This is a genomic window from Brevibacillus sp. JNUCC-41, assembly GCF_014844095.1.
In the GTDB taxonomy this organism is placed as follows: domain Bacteria; phylum Bacillota; class Bacilli; order Bacillales; family DSM-1321; genus Peribacillus; species Peribacillus aracenensis.
Window position 1 is genome coordinate 4,794,078 of the sequence record NZ_CP062163.1, and the last position, 17,711, is coordinate 4,811,788.

The following is a 17,711-nucleotide window of genomic DNA, read 5'->3' on the forward strand; positions in this document are numbered from 1 at the left end:
ATTTATAGTATATGTACTCCCAATTTAACTCAACAACAAACAAAAACTTACCTACTGCTTGCAATCGAAGATCAAGGATTGTGATAATCCCCCTCTTACCATCTATTTCACAGTCCTTGATATATTTTCTTGATAATGAAAAATTCGTTATAAAAGGAGAGATAAACGAAGTGAAAACTCATCCTTTAATTTCAATAATTTTCCCAGCCAAAAATGAAGGCGAAAATGTGAGAAACACTCTTGATTCATTATTTTCTGTTGATACACATTATTCCTTCGAAGTGATCATTATAAACGATGGATCTTCAGATGATTGCTGTGATTTCCTTAATACCTATATTCACGCAAACCAGGTTAAACTTTTTGAAACAGAAGGAATAGGTGCTGCAAACGCACGAAATTTAGGGGCAACAAAAGCTTCTGGTGAATTCCTGATTTTTTGCGACGCTCATTTACAGTTTGAAGATTTGTGGATCGATCATATTGTAGAGCCCCTCCTCTCTGGAAAATCAGATGCAGTAACCCCAGCAATCGCTTCGTTTGGCAATTCCGTTTTCATCGGCTATGGTCAGACCTTAAAGTCAAACCTTAGAATCAAATGGAATTCTAAACAAAATGGCCTCTTTGAAACTGCCGTATTACCCGGAGGATGTTTTATTATCTCCAAAAAAGTGTTTGAAGATGTGGGTGGATTTGAAACGAGATTTAAAACTTGGGGACATGAAGATGTAGAGCTATCTATTAAGCTATGGCTGTTTGGATTTCGCTGCCACGTTCTGCCTGATGTAAAAATAATCCATTTATTCAGAAAAACTCACCCCTACGAAGTTAGCTATGATGAAGTATATTATAATTTATTAAGAATGGCCTACTCTCACTTTAATACTCATCGCATACAAAAATGCAAAAAACTCATGATCCATGTAAAAGCAAACCCTATTGAATCCCAAGTTCTCCTAGATGGAGTCAAAAAGCAGAGACGGGCCTACTTTCAAAAACGAAAATATGATGATGATTGGTACTTTGCCAAATTTAATATAGATTTCTAAGGTAAAGCACTGTATCAAGGGCTTTAAAAACCCCTTGACAGACTGAATTTCACAACTTTAAAATAACGCTAAATAAAAAATCCATTAATTACAATAGGAAAAGCCCTTGTTTAAACACAAGGACTTACAAATTTTTTTAGAGAAACCAGCAAGTTGCACATTCAGTTAGAATAATCATTGTTTTCTGAGTTGCCTAAATATTAATTGTCTCATTTTAGCTTGGTGTCGATTAACAACGAGTCTAGTTTCTTTTTTGATACTAACTGCATGCTTGTTCGAGCCCATTTGTGGATGAACCCTATAAAGTAATAACGGTTGAGACAAAAAATGTATGTCAAATTTTTGTACTATCCTTAACCATAAGTCATAATCGTGAGTATATGGAAGTGTTTCATCAAACACTCCAATTAGATCAAATATCTTCCTATTCATCATTACAGTGCAGCCATTAATAATATTTCCCTTGCTCATTGCTTTAATTAATTCTAATTTATTAGGCAATTGTATACCCATCCTAGGAGTGGTAATTTCCCCATTTTCATTTATACAATAATAAGAAGTATAACTAAATAACGCTCGATTTTTATTCATAAAGTCTAATTGAACTTCTGTTTTCTCAGGGTAAAAGATGTCATCTGAACTGAGCCAGCAAAAATAGTCCCCTGTCGCATTTTTTATGCCCATATTTAGTGCGCTCGCTGTTCCACCGTTTCCCTTTTCGATGTATATAATTCTATCTAGATACGGAGTGATTTTATCAGAATATTTTGTTGAGCCATCATTCACAACGATAATTTCTATATTTTTATATGTTTGGTTCATCAAACTTTCCAATGCTTCATCAATGTAGGGGCAATTATAAAACGGAACAACAATTGATACTTTCTTCACATTAACCCTCCTTCAAAGAACAATGAAATCTAAAACTCGTTAAAAAGAAGCAAATCTATACTCGTAATATATGAAAATGGATTAATAATGGTATAGGCTAAAGGGTTTTCTAAAAAATCACCTATTTTCGAGTAAGCCAATATTACAGATTTTACGTTTAATAACTTCTTAATTACCTTCAGTCTCCTTTCTGTTAAATATTCCAAAAGTCGGATAAAGCACATATGTGATTAGGCATTTCCACCATTTATTGCGAGCAAAGCACTAGATTATATGTATATCAACTAGTTCAAATACATATACATACATTTGATTCTTTTTAAAAAATTGCTGGAGGTTTTTTAATTATGCTATACAACACTTTTCTTACATTCCATGGGAATAGCACCATAACGACTCAAAAACAACTATTCACTGAAATTAAAAATACATTCACAATAGAATTTTGGGCAAAACCAGAAGTTCCTCATGAGTTGAAAAAAGAATCATCAAGGGGTATTTCCAAAATCATTAACGAACGATTCGTTATTGTACCTGTATTTGGAGCATTTGGGGATGGAGATGGTTCTCGGGCAGGTGTTGGGGTATCGGTAGGAACAAATGGGATCTCTATATACGAGCACACAATTGACCATTTACCTGCGACTTTAGTTTATGATGCGCCAATAAATGGTTGGACACATATTGCAGTTGTATACGTTAATAAAAAACCTACATTATATATAAATGGGAAATTTACAAAAACGGGAAAAGTCAGTAGAAAAAAAACAGTAGTTCCTTCGGGAGTTTTTGGGGGAATGAAGGATTTAAGCTTTTATAAAGGTGGCATTAACGAAATACGGATATGGAACACAGCAAGAATGCACCATGAAATCCAAAAAAATATGAGCCGGACTCTTACCGGAAATGAACGTTCCCTTTTGGGCTATTGGAAATTAAATGAAGGTTCCGGAATAATTGCTCACGATTCTACCATGTATAAAAATGACGGAAATATTGAAGGGGCAGAATGGAGCTTTCGCTCCCTTAAAAATATTCATTCCCTTAAAAATACAAGAACACAAAAAAAAGACATGAATATCTTGTTTACTTTTTTTGTTCCAAGCGGGGGAATTGAAACATTAAATAGACAACGCTTTAATGCGCTTGCACAAAGGCAAATAAACTGTCACTTTTTATATTTACAAAATGGATCGGGACTACAAAACAAAATTAATACTTCAATTTTTGTGACAAATAGCAATGATGAGATTAAATCAATTATCTTACAAGGGAATTATGATGCTATTGTTGTTGCTTCCGATCTCCGTCTATTACAAACAATTAAGAATTTTGGGTACCAAGGAATATTAATTTATGAAAATCAAGGATTAGGTTACAACAAAGCACATGCTTATAACTATTTACAAAGTCACAAAACCATTATTGACAAATACTGTGACGCTATTTTATACCCTAAAACACCTCACCTCATTCAAGCTTTTGAGACTTATTTTCCAGGTAAGAAAAAATATTGTTTTCATAATTGCTTTAATACAGATGATTTTAAATACCAAATACACCCTAAGAAGGATAACCCGATTATTGGCTGGGTAGGAAGGCTAGAGGAAAATAAAAACTGGAGAGATTTCCTGATTATTGGGTCTAAATTAATCCATAAGAACCCTTCTATCCAACTTTGGATGTTTGAAGATAACACATTATCAAATCAAGAAGAAAGGTTAGCCTTTGAACGAAGAATTGATGAATTAAATTTGAGAAACCACCTTACCATGTATGCAAATCAACCACATAGTAAAATGGCTGAATATTTTTCTATCATTGGTGACTCCGGTGGCTTTTTATGTTCTACATCAAAAGTAGAAGGTTTTGGTTATGCGGTTCTTGAAGCAATGGTTTGCCGATGCCCTGTCCTATCAACTGATTCTGATGGAGTGAGCAGTTTTATTAAACATAATATAACTGGAAAGTTTTTCGATTTGGGAAATATCGATCAGGCGGTGCTAGAAGGTTATGAGTTATTGTCAAACATTCCTTTAAGAGAAGAAATTAGACGAAAGGCTGTCGAACATATAGAAACACACTTCTCACCTGTTAAATATTCTGCAAACTTCATAAATATGTTATACACTCTTAAAAATGAAAAGTATTGAACTCAAGCACTCTAAAACTCTATCTTTGAAATTTTTTCATTAATAATGAAATCAAAATGTCAATTTGAGTGTCACTTCCCTTTGGAATATTTAACATAATAATCGTACTAATTTAAATGTAATACTGAAATTCATACAAGTTAGCAGTGCTTCCTGAACCAGTAATACTTTTTTAGAAAATAACCTAATGGAAAGATAAAGTTATTTCACCTATGATAATAACTCCTATCTTTCCGAAAGACTGAAGTATTTTACTTAATGAACGGTAGAATTCTGTTTAACACCTTATCTGAAATCACAACTTCATTTCTTATGTAAGGGCAAGCAATATTCCAAAAACTACTGCCTGTGCAATATCAAGTATCTGATAAAAAGTTAATCAATACCTTCGTTATTTCAACCAATTTGATTCTTTGGAGTGACAGCCGATAAACACCGAAACCCATAAAACACCAGTAAAAAAGTAATCAAAACTCCGCTTTCTTCTTCCCCATAAATGCGTAGCCATGTATACTACTAAAGGTCTATACCCAAAAATGAACTCGAGATACCTACCAAATTATATTTTAATCAGGCAATGTAGTGATAAGAACTGATGGCTGATAATCAATTACGAGAATAATCTCAGTCCACTCCTCATAGAAAAAAGCTGAGAATTATTAATAGTAAATGTGATTGTAATTATTAGTAAGAAAGGCTTAATTATTTACGAAACATGGACAAGTAGGTCTTCCCGGCTTGAGCCAAAATATAAATCTGCTCTTTTATTTGACTATTGAAACTTTACTGAGTAGCAGCGTATTAAAAATTAGACAGCCGCTGTTCCACTTACCACTCCAGAATTTTTCGTATTCTAATTAAATTAATAACTTTCCTACAATTTCCTTAAAACGCTTCTTAACCCCATTAACAAATATCATTACGCAAACTTCCTATTTTACCTCTCCTAAAGTTGCGGATCATTTGGGATTGATATTGCTAATCATCAAAAATACTACTTTATTGATCGCTAATGATTGCTGTGAGAAACTAGCTCTTCATATGTGATAGAAAATAAATTTGGGCAGTTTTTCCATTCGGAAGGGCCTATATTTTTGCTTTTGAGAGGTTATTATCTTTGCGTAAAGAGACATTGAATCTTCAGTAATTTTATCAAGATAATAGGCATAAGACACAACAATGTCCTTTTGGATCCCTACTTATCACCACATTCATTAGAATGATATAATTTTGATTATTGTGTAATCCGTCTAATAGAGCAAATTGTTGCTTAATTTGATGATCTCTGCCCTCAAAAAACAATTAACATAAATGATTTCTGTTATTCCTCTTGATAGTATGAAAATATCAACTTTACTTTACATTAGATAGACTTGGTTTGTATATACACGCTTTAAAAAATATATAAATTCATTAATTCAATAGTGGAAAATTTGCAGATATACAAGCAAAAATTAATTATTTGAATATATTAAATTGAAATTCACTTTTGAAAGGATGATTTAACGATGTCACAATTTCTTGATTTAAGAACTACACAGAATGCTAGTTATGCTAACTCCATATCTATTCCTATTTCCGGAACTGGCACGCCTCAATTTATTGGACAAGTTGGTTTGGACGTTAGTGGTGCAACTGGTACCATCCGTGTTGGACTATATGGAACGGTTGCAGTTCAACTACCTCTCCTACCGGTAACCTCTTCTATTACTCTTACAGTTGTTGAAGGTACCAATGTCACTCCAGAACAAGGAATCGTTTACTCTGCATCACAGGTCTTAGAAGCCAATATATTAGGCCCAACTGTCCTCACGTTTAATGGAACACGTTTTAATGCACCAGTCCCACCAGCAGGTCAAGTACTCGCATACTCATTATTTATCTCTACTAATGCATTAGGGCTTGTAAGAGTAGGGCCCGAGAGCTTTAGCGCAATCGCAGTTTCAGATTAATAGGCCGAGCAAGTAATCCTTTAACTAGTTGGAAAAACCCAATGACAATTCTTTTTGATTGTCATTGGGTTTGTTCTATTTTCAACACATACTGGATTAATCGATTTATATGAGGTTCTATTATGGAAGTTAACCCATGGGAAGTATTATATAGACATCTGTTAGGGCACCAGAACAAAATATTTTATTCGAAGAAAGTGATACGTTCTAACTCTCCCAAGAACCCGCTTCATTCTTAATAAATTCAACAATTTTCTTAGCTGCAGTACCATCCCCATATGGATTTGGGATATTGGCAATCATTTTATATTCCGATGGATTCAATATTAAGCGTGATACTTCATTGTATATGCTCTCTTTAGAAAGCCCCACTAATTTTAGGATTCCAGCTTTGACACCCTCAGGTCGTTCGGTGGAAACCCTTGCTACAAGTACAGGCACTTTAAGCGAGACCGCTTCTTCTTGTATTCCACCTGAATCTGTAATAACCAAAAATGCTTTCTTTAACAGGTGCGCAAATACTTCATAATCGATTGAACTAACAACGGATAATCTTTCATGTGGTTTTAAATATCTGTCAATTTGCTTTCGGACGTTTGGATTCTTATGCACAGGAAAAATGACATGAACATCCTTGTGATTTTGTAATATTTCATTGATTGCGAAGTATACGTTTTTTAATTCATTAAAGTTTTCCCTTCTATGTGTTGTTACAATGATGTTTTTCTTATCATTTTTCAAGAGTTCTGACACCGGTTGAGGTACAGGTTTTGAAGTAACGTCTAGGAGCGCATCAATAACGGTATTTCCTACAACTTTTATTTGATCATCAAGTATATTTTCTTTCAGCAAGTTCAGCCTGTTATCTTGGGTAGGGGCAAAGTGATAAGTCGCCATTCGACTGACCAGCTGACGATACATCTCTTCAGGAAAAGGGGAATACATTTGATTTGTCCGTAAACCAGCTTCCACATGTCCGACAGGGATTTGTTGTAAAAAGGCCGCATATGCCCCCGCAAAAGTAGTAGCTGTATCACCGAGTACCAACACAAGCTGTGGCTTTTCATCTGCAAGAATGGCCGATATCCTAGTAATCATTTTAGCAGTAATATCCTGAAGCTTTTGGTCTTGGCTCATGATATTAAGGTCATATTCTGGAACTATCGAAAAAATTTCTAAAACTTGATCCAGCATGCCTCGATGCTGTGCAGAATTTAAACAGACACAGTTTAAATTCGTTTCGTTTCTTAATTCTTTAATGATGGGTGCCATCTTGATTCCCTCAGGCCTAGTTCCAAAAATAGCGACAATTTTCATGATAATCCCCTCGGTCTCAAGTCTACTTTTACTAAACTTCCTTCATTAAAAATGAATTCAGGAATATATTCATTACCCCATTCTTTTATCTTTGCATGTACGATTTTTTGTATTTCTGAACTAATTTCTTCTTGCTGTATAAGAGTGATATTTTTTTCATGTCTTCTTTGATGATATAAAGCGCCATTAATCCAATGAAAGTCATATTTCTCAGCAAGATCTAAAAACATTAAGAAATCATCTAGAATGGCCGGTTGACCATCGATAAATCTTTTCCATCCCCCAATACTTTTTAGTGCTGATTTTCTATAAAGCCTTGGACAATGAGTTTGTAAGTTAGATAATACATCATACTTATCCCCATAATTTAATCCTGGTATTATAGGGCCTTCAATAAGTTTCTCTCCAACTTGGTTCCATAATTTACGATTTGCATATGTGAGGCCGACATTTGGTGGCTGTTTATCCATTTCCCTTACCATGATGTCCAAAGCCTGAGGATCGAGCCAATCATCGCCATCCAGTTCAAGAACATATTCTCCTAAGCAGAACTCAAGGCCTGCGTTCAATGCATGAGCCTTTCCACGGTGATTAAGGAAAAGCCCGATGAGTCTGGAATCTTTTTTTTGATAGATGATCTCTTGAGTTCCATCGGTGGAACCATCATCTACAGCAATAAGATGGAAATTGGTAAACGTTTGATTAAGGACACTTTCAATAGCATGGTCGATATATTTACACTGATTATAAGAAGTTAACAATACTGATACCTTTGGAATGTCTTGTATCGTTTTCCGATTATCAATGCTGCTTCTCATACTTTCTAGTATCAGATCCTCAGACGGTGTCAAAGTGGTAAGTGAATATTTTCCATTCACTCGGTATTCCATTAAATATTTCTCCAGAAAATAAATATCGCCATGCTGTAGAATCCTCATCCAAAAGTCATGGTCCTGCGCGATGGGAAATTTATTTCGGTATCCACCTGCCTTTTCAAATGCCTGCCTCCTAAATAAGAAAGAGGCCCCTAAAAAACAAACGGAATATATTTGTTCTTTTGGACGTCTCATTAATGAAGTCATAAATTGATGCATCTCTTCAGAATTTGATACATTGATGCCTTTCTCATTTATTCGATGATATAAAGAATAAACGAGAACTATTTCTTTTGGTGTAGAGTCCATTGTTTTGACTAATGCCTGCAAGAATTCGGGATAATGCCTGTTATCACTGGATACCCAAGTAAGATAGGGACAATCAGTAAGATAAGAGAATCCCTCATTTAAGGTATACGCAATGCCTTGGTTTTCTGTTCTGTTAATAATTTGAAAGGGTATCGTTAACACTTGTGATGCTTCATAAACTGCATTAACCGTCTCTACATTAGCCCCATCTATCACAATTGCCAGTTTGAACTGTCGAAAAGTCTGATTTTGAAGGGATTGTATGCATTCAAAAATGTATTGTGGTTCTTGATTAAAAACCGGAAGCACTACTCCTACTTTCATTACGTTCCTCCTAATGATAATTATATAAGTTTATAAACCTTTATTTCTGATAGCACCCATATATACAAATCAATCATTCTTTTTCTCGTATTTATGGTACAGTCCTTTTATCAAAAAATTCTTATTAGAATAATTTTTTTTAGAATTATTAATCAACATTCAGTAACAGCTGATTTATATTTGATCATTTATTCATACGGTAGAAATTAAGAATATCTAAAATAGATTTTTCTAAATTAATAATAGGTTCCCATCCTAATTTCTTAATTTTATCCAAATTAATTTCATTATGAACTTCGCTTGCAAAGTTATTGTTTGTTTTCGTTATAAATTCCACATTTGTGAATGATTTAAAATGATTTATGATGTTTTCTAATGAATGATTCTTCCCTGAAGCAATATCATAAATTTCTCCTGATTTCCCCTGGGTTAAAAGAATTTCATAAGATTTTACTACATCTCTTACATCTACAAAATCACGTTTTGCTTGCAGATTATTTACTTCAAGTAATTTTTCTGCATTATTTTCTTCCATATCGACTATTTTTTTCGCAAAAATGGAACAAACACCATTTGATAATCCGGGACCTATCAAATTTGTTGGCTTAGCGATTATTATGTGCATGCCGTAAAGCTCTCCCCATGATTGAGCAATTAAAACTTGAACAGTTTTGCTTAAACTATAAGGGTGGGTTAAAGTTGTAATATTTTTAGGGTCAAATTGCAGGGCTGAACCGACTATAACTACTTTACAGGCTGGATTTTCTTGCCGAAGTGCTTCTATTAAATATAGAGTTGACATTGCATTTGCTTCCAGAGAAGAAACAGGATCAATCCATGATTGTCCAACATGGCTTTGACCAGCTAAATGAAGAAGATACTCCGGTTTCACCTTCTTTATTAACTTTCCTACACTCTCCTTATTTGTTAGATCACACAGCTCTGTCTGTACTTGATCATTTACGAAATTCTTTTTAGTCACAGCAGTAACAGCAAAACCTGCGTTTACAAAGTGATTACACGCATGCTGGCCAGTGAATCCGCTTGCCCCCGTAATTAACAATTTAGGCATCTGGCTCATTACTTTTCCATCCAACTTTTTAAATCCCTCAGCATATATTCATAAGTAGGAATTTGATAATAAAAATCATTTCTTGTGCTTTTTATCGTACGATCCAGTACGATATTTGAGTCTGGTATAATCTCAACATCTGTTTTATTAAAGCTTTCCTTGATTATTTTCAATAGAGTATATTTTGACAACTTATCCTCTGAACCTAAATGATATAAGCCAGTAACGTTATTCTTAATCATTGCTTCAATCGCTTTAGCTAATTCCAGCGTTGTTACGCCATTCCAAAGCACTTTTTCAAAACCTTTTATTTCTCCTTTTTGTTTCATAAACCAAAGAAATAAACCAATTCCATCTTCTTTTAGTTCCGGGCCTATTATGGAGGTCCTTATAGTCAAATGTTTTTCGGTTTTAATTTCTCCTAAGTGTTTAGACTGGCCATAAATCGTCGTACTGTCAGGAATATCCGCTTCTGTGTAATCACCTTTTGTTCCTGAAAAAACGCAATCTGTACTAATATGGATTAATTTACCCCCATAGCGTTCAGTTAATTTGACAAGCTGATGTGGAAAAACGCTATTTACCTGAAAAGCCAGCTTCGTATTATTGCTGGCATGTTCATTTAAAATACCGATGCAGTTGATCGTAATATCCGGTTTTATGGAGTCTATAATTTCTTCCAACTTTGTTAAATCGGTTACATCCAGATATAAACTCTTTTTATCATTTAAATCCCTTGATGTATAGAAAACCTGATACTGTGGTTTTTGTATAAAGTATGCTTTTAACATATGTCCTGCCATCCCTTGTCCACCAAGGATTAATAACTTCATGTTATATGAAGCCACCTTTCTTTAACATTTCCTTGATCTGGGCTTTATCCATTAGTCCTGTTCCAGAGTTATAGTCTTCTAAACTAACCGGCTGGCAGTTAGAGTAATGTTCTTTTATCCCATCTATATGAATGGATGGAAGTATTACATAATATTCATCGTCATAGGCAATCGCCGTTGTGCTCTCATATTCTGAAAGCAGGATTTCATGGATTTTTTCTCCTGGTCTTATCCCTAGAATTTCCACCTCTACATTTTCTTTCTTAGAAGCATCCATTAATACTTGGGCAAGATCAATAATTTTACAGGACGGCATTTTCATTACGAAAATTTCTCCGCCAATGCTTTCAAAGGTTGCCTTAAATACCAATTTAATCGCTTCTTCAATGGTTAAAAAGAATCTCGTCATTTTTAAGTCGGTTATCCCGATTTTTCCCTTTTCTTCAATTTGCTTTTTAAAAACGTGTATGACACTTCCATTTGTGCCAAGCACGTTTCCCCCCCTGATACATACAAATCTTGTTCTCGTGTTTAATGTATTAGCGTGTATGATCAGTCTTTCGGCCATTGCCTTTGATAGACCATAAAAGTTGGATGGATTCGATGCCTTGTCTGTAGAAATGTTTACAACTGAATGTACATTACAGCTTATAGCGGCTTCTATAACATTCTGTGTTCCAATTACGTTCGTCTTTAAAGCTTCAATAGGTTGATCTTCACATACAGGAACATGCTTTAACGCTGCCAAGTGGAAAATATAATCAACACCTTGGCAAGCTTCCAATAAAGCTTCCTTCTCTTTTACATCTCCGATTATGAATTGTAATTTCGGATTATTATCAAACTCTTGCTTCATTGTAAATTGATAGGACTCATTTCTTGAAAAAATCCGTATTTCACTCGGTTCAAAATCCAATAACTGCTTAACCAATTCATATCCCCATGAGCCTGTACCGCCTGTTACCAAGATTGTTCGATCTTTAATCAATTTCATGGCCTCCCAGTATTATTTTAAGTACTTTATCTGAAACGTTTTTATGGTCGTAACCTTCTGGAAAAGTCCAGTCTTTATGCTGATTAACCATAACCTTCACACAATTGACGATTTGTTTAGCGTTAATTCCTGATAACATATTGCTGCCCGACTCAATGGTTTCTGGCCTTTCCGTAGTTTTTCGTATCGTAACTGTCGGTACATGGAACAAACAACATTCCTCTTGAACCGTTCCACTATCGGTCAGCACACAAAAAGCGTTCTTTTCAAGTTTTACAAAATCAAAGAAACCAAATGGTTCATGAAATTCAATTAATGGATGCACTTCTAATTTGGGACTGAGTTCAATGCGGGATTTTGTCCGGGGATGTAAACTGCATATGATTCTTTTTTGATAGGTCTCGGCAACTAAATTAATGCCCTTCATTATCTCCAGCAAACGGTCTTCATGGTCAACATTTTCGGCACGATGAATGGTAACGAGGAAATAATCTTCCTTATCCAAATTCCTTTTGTCCAAGATTAAACTTTTCTCGATTTCATTATCGTAATGGTTCAAGACCTCGTAAATGGGGTTTCCCGATAAATATATTTTGTTACTCGGGATACCTTCCTTCAAGAGATTTTCTTTACTTTGAGGAGTATATGGTAAATTAAAGCTTGAAACAGCATCAATAATACGACGATTTTTTTCCTCAGGCACCTCCAAGTCAAAACAACGGTTCCCTGCCTCCATATGGATAACCGGTATGCCCATTCTTTCTGCTAAGATAGAGCTGAGTCCGGAGTTTGTATCCCCCAACACTAATATTTTGTCGGGCTTTTCCGTTAATAGGATGGCCTCTAATTTTTTAAATATGGCCGCTAACTGTTCACCAAGTGTTTGCTGTTGATTCAACAAGACATAATCAGGGGTTCGTACCTTTAGCTGTTGGAAGAATATTTCACTTAAGGATGCGGTGAAATTTTGTCCAGTGTGCACTAGAATATGTGAATCGGCATATTGATCCAGTTTCTTTATAATTAGACTTAATCTGATAATTTCAGGTCGAGTCCCTAAAATAGTCATTACTTTCACTATTTACACTCCTTAATCTTTTCTGGTTTATGGCCTCACCGTCTACCCTTATTGTATGCACAGCCAATCCTATTGTTATAGGCCATCCTATTAGATTTCGCCTCATTTGTTCATAGAAATATTAAATGAAAATTATGTTTTTATAGAGACCCTTATTGATTGAACTTCACCCCATTCTATTAAAAAAGCTATATGTCCTTGTGAGGACATATAGCTTTTTTATCTTTTTTGAAATTGTAATTGATGCAGATTGGCAAAAAGGCCCCCCTGCTTAAGTAAGTCATCATGACCGCCCTCTTCAGCAATTCCTTCCTCCGTAACTACCACGATCTTGTCAGCGTTTCGTATGGTTGCCAAACGGTGTGCGATGATTAGCGTAGTTCTGTTTTCAGCCAGTTCAGTAAGAGCCTGCTGTATTATTCTTTCCGTTTCAGTATCGAGTGCAGAGGTTGCTTCATCGAGAATTAGTATGGGCGGATTTTTTAAAAACATCCTTGCTATTGCAATCCGTTGTTTTTGTCCACCCGATAATTTCAAGCCGCGTTCACCTATTTGAGTCTCATAGCCTTCCGGAAGTCCTTCAATGAAAGTCTCCAAATGGGCTTTCCTTGCGGCTTCTTTAATCTGTTCATCCGATGCGTCAAGCATTCCGTACGCAATGTTCTCTTTTATAGTTCCTGTAAAAAGAAACACATCTTGCTGGACTATGCCAATTTGTGAGCGCAATGACTTTTTCGTCATCTCACGAATATCAATTCCATCAATGGAAATCGAGCCGGCATTAACATCATAAAATCGTGGGATCAATGAACATATAGTCGTTTTCCCGGCTCCTGAAGGCCCGACAAAGGCAATGGTTTCACCCGCTTTAACTGTTAGATCAATACCTTTTAAAACGGGCTTTTTATCTTCATAGTTAAAAGAAACGTCTTTAAAGGAAATATCGCCCAAAAGGGTGGTCACTTCTATTGCATCCTTTTTATCCACGACATCAGGCGCGACATCCAAAAGTTCCGTAAAACGCTTAAAGCCGGCCATCCCTTTTGGATAAAGTTCCATCAACGCACTGATTTTGTCGATCGGTTTAAATAATACGTTAACGTATAAGACGAATGCAACCAATTCACCATAAGAGAGCTGCCCATGAAATGTTAGCCAAGCTCCTATCACCAACACGGCAAGGGTCATAAACCTCGTCATCATGTAAATGCCTGATAAGCTAAAGGACATTACCTTATAGCCAAGAAGTTTCGCTTTACGGAATCTGCGATTATTAGTAGAAAATCTTTTCATTTCATATGTTTCATTAGTAAAGGATTGGACAACCCTCACCCCTGAGACGCTATCTTCCACACGGGCATTTACATCTGCAACTTCTGTATACATTTTCTTCCAGGCTTTATTCATCTTTAAGTTACTTATGACAATTAATAAAACGAGGAACGGTAAAATACAAACCGATATGAGTGCCAATTTCACATTGATCGTCAACATAATCCAAAATGCACCTATAAAAGTCATGAAGGCAATGAATAAATCTTCGGGACCATGGTGAGCAAGTTCACCAATATCGAACAGATCATTAGTTATGCGGCTCATGATATGGCCGGTTTTCGTGTTATCAAAAAAACGAAAAGATTGTTTTTGCACATGCTCAAATAATTCCTCACGCATATCAGTCTCAATATTAATACCCAATTTGTGACCCCAATACCCTACGATGAACTGTAAGAAGGTACTAATGATATAAAGGAGGAACAATCCGGCACTTACCGAAACAATTGCAGACCAATCGTCGCCAGGCAGCAGTGTATCTATAAACCACTGAACGGCTAGCGGAAATGCAAGTTCAAGTACAGCCACAACCACTGCACTGAAGAAATCAATAATGAATAACCGCTTATGCGGAAGGTAATATGAAGCAAAACGTCGAATCATCAAATTTTTCTCCTTTTTTACATATATTAAGGAGTATAAATCCATATTCAAGATTCAGCAAGCATTTCATAACCCCCATTTTCATATTATGGTAAAATAATCTATATAAAACTGCCCAACCCGGCTCATACAATCTATTAAATTTGGGAGTGAATCCAGTGTAAAAAAATAACCATTTTAAATATCCATGATCTTTATTTTCTTAAAAGGATGGTATTCATGAAAAATACATCGTTTCGATGCCTTTGGATAGGTCAGGCGTTTGCAAATCTAGGGGATATATTTTATGTAGTCGGGTTGATTTCACTATTATATAGCTTGACGGGATCTGCTTTTTATTTGAGTTTGCTTCCGTTCACTACAACGATTTTTAGGTTTTTCAGCAGTTTACTTGCCCCCCTTGTCATCGACAGGTTTCCTTTAAAAAGAATTCTTGTACAATCTCAATGGTGGAAAACTATCTTACTCGTTTGCCTAGGAATCTATATAACAATTTTCAATCATGGTTTTTCTGTTGCCGTCATTTTCTTCATCGCCTTGATTTCATTATTGGATGGAGTCGCAGCACCGGTCAGCGCAGCTTTGGTTCCTCAATTAGTTCCAAAAGATGAACGGATGAAAGCGAATGGTTTCTTGAATGTGATCACCCAGACCATCTTTGTAGCAGGATGGCCACTAGGGTCCGTTCTATTGATAAGCACCAACAGCAGCTTCATCATTTGGCTTGCTGTTATGCTTTTTTCCGTTTCAACGATCTATACAGTTAGAATCGAAATCTCTGGGCAAACGACGGATTCTGTCGCTCCGACAAATTGGGGTTCCATTAAATCCGGATGGGTTGCGATTCACCAAATCCCAACTATCCGTACACTCATTTCCATTGATTTTATAACTACTTTAGCTTCAAGTGTGTGGGTGGCTGCCATTATTTATTTATATGTAGAACAGAACCTGCAACTTGGTGAGGAGTGGTGGGGATACATCAACACAAGCTACTTTGTCGGCATGATTTTCAGTGGATTGATCGTCATCCGTTTTGCCAAGTTACTAGAAAAATATATTGGATTCTTCATCATTCTCGGGCTATTTTTAAGTTCACTGCTGATTTTGCTTTTTGGAACTACCAGTATTCCAGCTTTGGCTTTGCTGCTGGCATGCCTGTACGGTCTCCCGGAACAAATCCGGGAAGTGATTTACACCAAGCTATTCCAAGACCATGCAACTGAAAAGACTCTTGCAAAAATTCATGCCGTTTGGGGAGCGGTCATCAATCTTACATTTGCCGGCTCTGTCTTACTATTAGGCTATATAACGGAAACATACAGTGTCAAAACAACGTTCCAATTTTCTTCCACCCTGATATTCCTTGCCTTTCTTTATGCAACGTTTAAAAGGAAGGAACTACAAGGGAAAAAATGTGATCAATCACTATCAAGTCAGCCTTCTAACATTCCTAGATGATGCTTTTCTTTCGATTTAACATAAAAAAGGAACCTTGGTTTTTCCATGGCTCCTTTTTTATGTTTCAAGACTCCTCGAACCATATTGTCTCACTTTAAAATCTTGCTCGATGAGATTGGCTTGCCGCTGATAAAGCTGCACAACCAAACAAGGAAAAAAATATATAAAACTTCCTTTCATTACCTGGCACCCATTCATTCTACTTGATAATCCAGATATTCTTATCTATAAACTCCCAATTTTGCGGAAATTCCAAACCGATTTGCCAATAAGTAGCACCTATCAGTTCATATGCATCAATCATTTCATATTTTGCGCTTATTGATCGAATATCTTCAAACCAAACGACATGGTTCGAATTCTCTCTTCGATAAGAATAGGTAGGGGAAGCCGCTGAAGTGTCAAAAGTTATTTCAGAGCCAGTTGCAATGGCAAGATTTTGGGCATTTTGAGCTGATAAAGCCTTAGTCTCGTGGCTTGGTATTATCCAATCGTAGCCATACATAGGAAATGCCGACTGCAGTTTATACTCAGGTATAGTCGACAAAGCATAACGAAGAACCTCGCCCATCCACCAAAGTGGGGAAATGGGCTCAGGCGGGCCAGTTGGATACCCATAGTCAATGGTCATCACGGCAACAAGGTCAGCTGCCTCTCCGATCCCCCGATAATCATGCCCGCCTACAATTCGATTATCAGGATTATCCGCTGTTTTTGCATGTACGTTCACATGCAGGATCAGTTCGTTCAACCCCTCCTTTAATTCTTTTAAAAAAAGCACATAATCGGAACGCCTGGCAGGTGGGATGAATTCGATGTCCATACTGACACCCCCATAGCCTTTCTCCCTAACGAAATTAAGCATACTATTGATTAAATTCGCTCTGTATACTGAACTAGCAAGGACTTCACCAGCCAAATCAGCATCAAAATCACCACCTTGGAAGTTCCGGATCATCAGTAGCGGCTTCACCCCTGTCTGCTCGCATTTCGCAATAAGGGGGAGATCATCACCATCAACGTATGCATTTCCTTCCCTTGTAAACGAATAAGCTACAATGGCTAAATAGGATAATTTATCACCATTCTGCTCAAGTGTTTTAAACACTACCCCACCTGAAGTCGGGAAGGCAAAACCCAGCGTAATCAATTGATTTTTGTAAGGAGACGGAATTATAATCTCCGTACCGACTTTTAGCGAGTTTGCAACGATTCCTGGATTTGCCGCCATGATTTCCGCTGCACTCGTACCAAAACGACTGCCAATTTTAGTAAGGGTATCCTGACTTTTAATTAGATACCTCCTATTCACCGTTTTTTCATTAGGTATATACAATGCCAGGCCAGGGACCAAAGTTGTTGATTCCAATCCGTTTACTTCAATTATTCTCGATAGGTCAACTTTATTTTTCGTGGCAATTCCCCAAAGACTGTCACCTTTTTTCACAATAATGATCGTCATTAA

General features: G+C 36.2%; 13 protein-coding genes. 4 read left to right on the forward strand and 9 right to left on the reverse strand.

Annotation, left to right across the window (positions count from 1 at the left end; translation table 11 throughout):
- Positions 1 to 161 precede the first annotated feature (161 nt).
- The gene (locus JNUCC41_RS23155; protein ID WP_428834133.1) at positions 162 to 1,049 is read left to right on the forward strand and encodes a glycosyltransferase family 2 protein; all 888 of its coding nucleotides are present in this window, start codon (positions 162 to 164) and stop codon (positions 1,047 to 1,049) included.
- A gap of 174 nt (positions 1,050 to 1,223) precedes the next feature.
- On the opposite strand, the gene JNUCC41_RS23160 is transcribed toward JNUCC41_RS23155, so the two are convergent.
- The gene (locus JNUCC41_RS23160; protein WP_192205040.1) at positions 1,224 to 1,940 is read right to left on the reverse strand and encodes a glycosyltransferase family 2 protein; all 717 of its coding nucleotides are present in this window, start codon (positions 1,938 to 1,940) and stop codon (positions 1,224 to 1,226) included.
- A gap of 347 nt (positions 1,941 to 2,287) precedes the next feature.
- Between JNUCC41_RS23160 and JNUCC41_RS27400 the strand changes: the two genes are divergently transcribed.
- Complete coding sequence (locus tag JNUCC41_RS27400) at positions 2,288 to 4,093, forward strand: glycosyltransferase (protein ID WP_192205041.1); 1,806 nt, start codon at positions 2,288 to 2,290, stop codon at positions 4,091 to 4,093.
- 1,508 nt (positions 4,094 to 5,601) lie between these two features.
- On the forward strand, positions 5,602 to 6,045 hold the full coding sequence (locus JNUCC41_RS23170; RefSeq protein ID WP_192205042.1) for a hypothetical protein: 444 nt from the start codon (positions 5,602 to 5,604) through the stop codon (positions 6,043 to 6,045).
- A 207-nt stretch (positions 6,046 to 6,252) separates the two neighbouring features.
- Here the strand turns inward: JNUCC41_RS23170 and wecB (JNUCC41_RS23175) are convergent, their stop codons facing one another.
- The 7 genes from wecB (JNUCC41_RS23175) to JNUCC41_RS23205 form a co-directional block, all read right to left on the reverse strand.
- On the reverse strand, positions 6,253 to 7,362 hold the full coding sequence (gene wecB, locus JNUCC41_RS23175; protein WP_228467427.1) for a non-hydrolyzing UDP-N-acetylglucosamine 2-epimerase: 1,110 nt from the start codon (positions 7,360 to 7,362) through the stop codon (positions 6,253 to 6,255).
- A complete protein-coding gene (locus JNUCC41_RS23180; RefSeq protein WP_192205043.1) occupies positions 7,359 to 8,870 on the reverse strand; it encodes a glycosyltransferase family 2 protein in 1,512 nt (503 codons plus the stop codon). The genes wecB (JNUCC41_RS23175) and JNUCC41_RS23180 overlap by 4 nt, the downstream gene beginning before the upstream one ends.
- Positions 8,871 to 9,054: 184 nt before the next feature.
- The gene (locus JNUCC41_RS23185) at positions 9,055 to 9,966 is read right to left on the reverse strand and encodes an NAD-dependent epimerase/dehydratase family protein (RefSeq protein ID WP_228467428.1); all 912 of its coding nucleotides are present in this window, start codon (positions 9,964 to 9,966) and stop codon (positions 9,055 to 9,057) included.
- Positions 9,951 to 10,775 carry a dTDP-4-dehydrorhamnose reductase family protein gene (locus JNUCC41_RS23190; RefSeq protein WP_192205044.1) on the reverse strand — a complete coding sequence of 275 codons (825 nt, stop codon included), beginning with the start codon at positions 10,773 to 10,775 and terminating at the stop codon, positions 9,951 to 9,953. Before JNUCC41_RS23190 ends, JNUCC41_RS23185 begins: the two co-directional genes overlap by 16 nt.
- Position 10,776: 1 nt before the next feature.
- On the reverse strand, positions 10,777 to 11,763 hold the full coding sequence (locus tag JNUCC41_RS23195) for a polysaccharide biosynthesis protein (protein WP_192205045.1): 987 nt from the start codon (positions 11,761 to 11,763) through the stop codon (positions 10,777 to 10,779).
- Positions 11,756 to 12,847: a non-hydrolyzing UDP-N-acetylglucosamine 2-epimerase gene (gene wecB / locus JNUCC41_RS23200; RefSeq protein ID WP_192205046.1), complete on the reverse strand. Its 1,092-nt coding sequence runs from the start codon at positions 12,845 to 12,847 to the stop codon at positions 11,756 to 11,758. The genes JNUCC41_RS23195 and wecB (JNUCC41_RS23200) overlap by 8 nt, the downstream gene beginning before the upstream one ends.
- Positions 12,848 to 13,066: 219 nt before the next feature.
- Positions 13,067 to 14,785: an ABC transporter ATP-binding protein gene (locus JNUCC41_RS23205; protein ID WP_192205047.1), complete on the reverse strand. Its 1,719-nt coding sequence runs from the start codon at positions 14,783 to 14,785 to the stop codon at positions 13,067 to 13,069.
- A 219-nt stretch (positions 14,786 to 15,004) separates the two neighbouring features.
- On the opposite strand from JNUCC41_RS23205, the gene JNUCC41_RS23210 reads away from it, so the two are divergent.
- Positions 15,005 to 16,246 carry an MFS transporter gene (locus JNUCC41_RS23210; RefSeq protein ID WP_192205048.1) on the forward strand — a complete coding sequence of 414 codons (1,242 nt, stop codon included), beginning with the start codon at positions 15,005 to 15,007 and terminating at the stop codon, positions 16,244 to 16,246.
- A 199-nt stretch (positions 16,247 to 16,445) separates the two neighbouring features.
- Here JNUCC41_RS23210 and JNUCC41_RS23215 read toward each other — a convergent pair whose 3' ends face one another.
- Positions 16,446 to 17,708 (reverse strand): LysM peptidoglycan-binding domain-containing protein, encoded by a 1,263-nt coding sequence (locus JNUCC41_RS23215; protein WP_192205049.1) that lies wholly within the window; start codon positions 17,706 to 17,708, stop codon positions 16,446 to 16,448.
- Positions 17,709 to 17,711 lie beyond the last annotated feature (3 nt).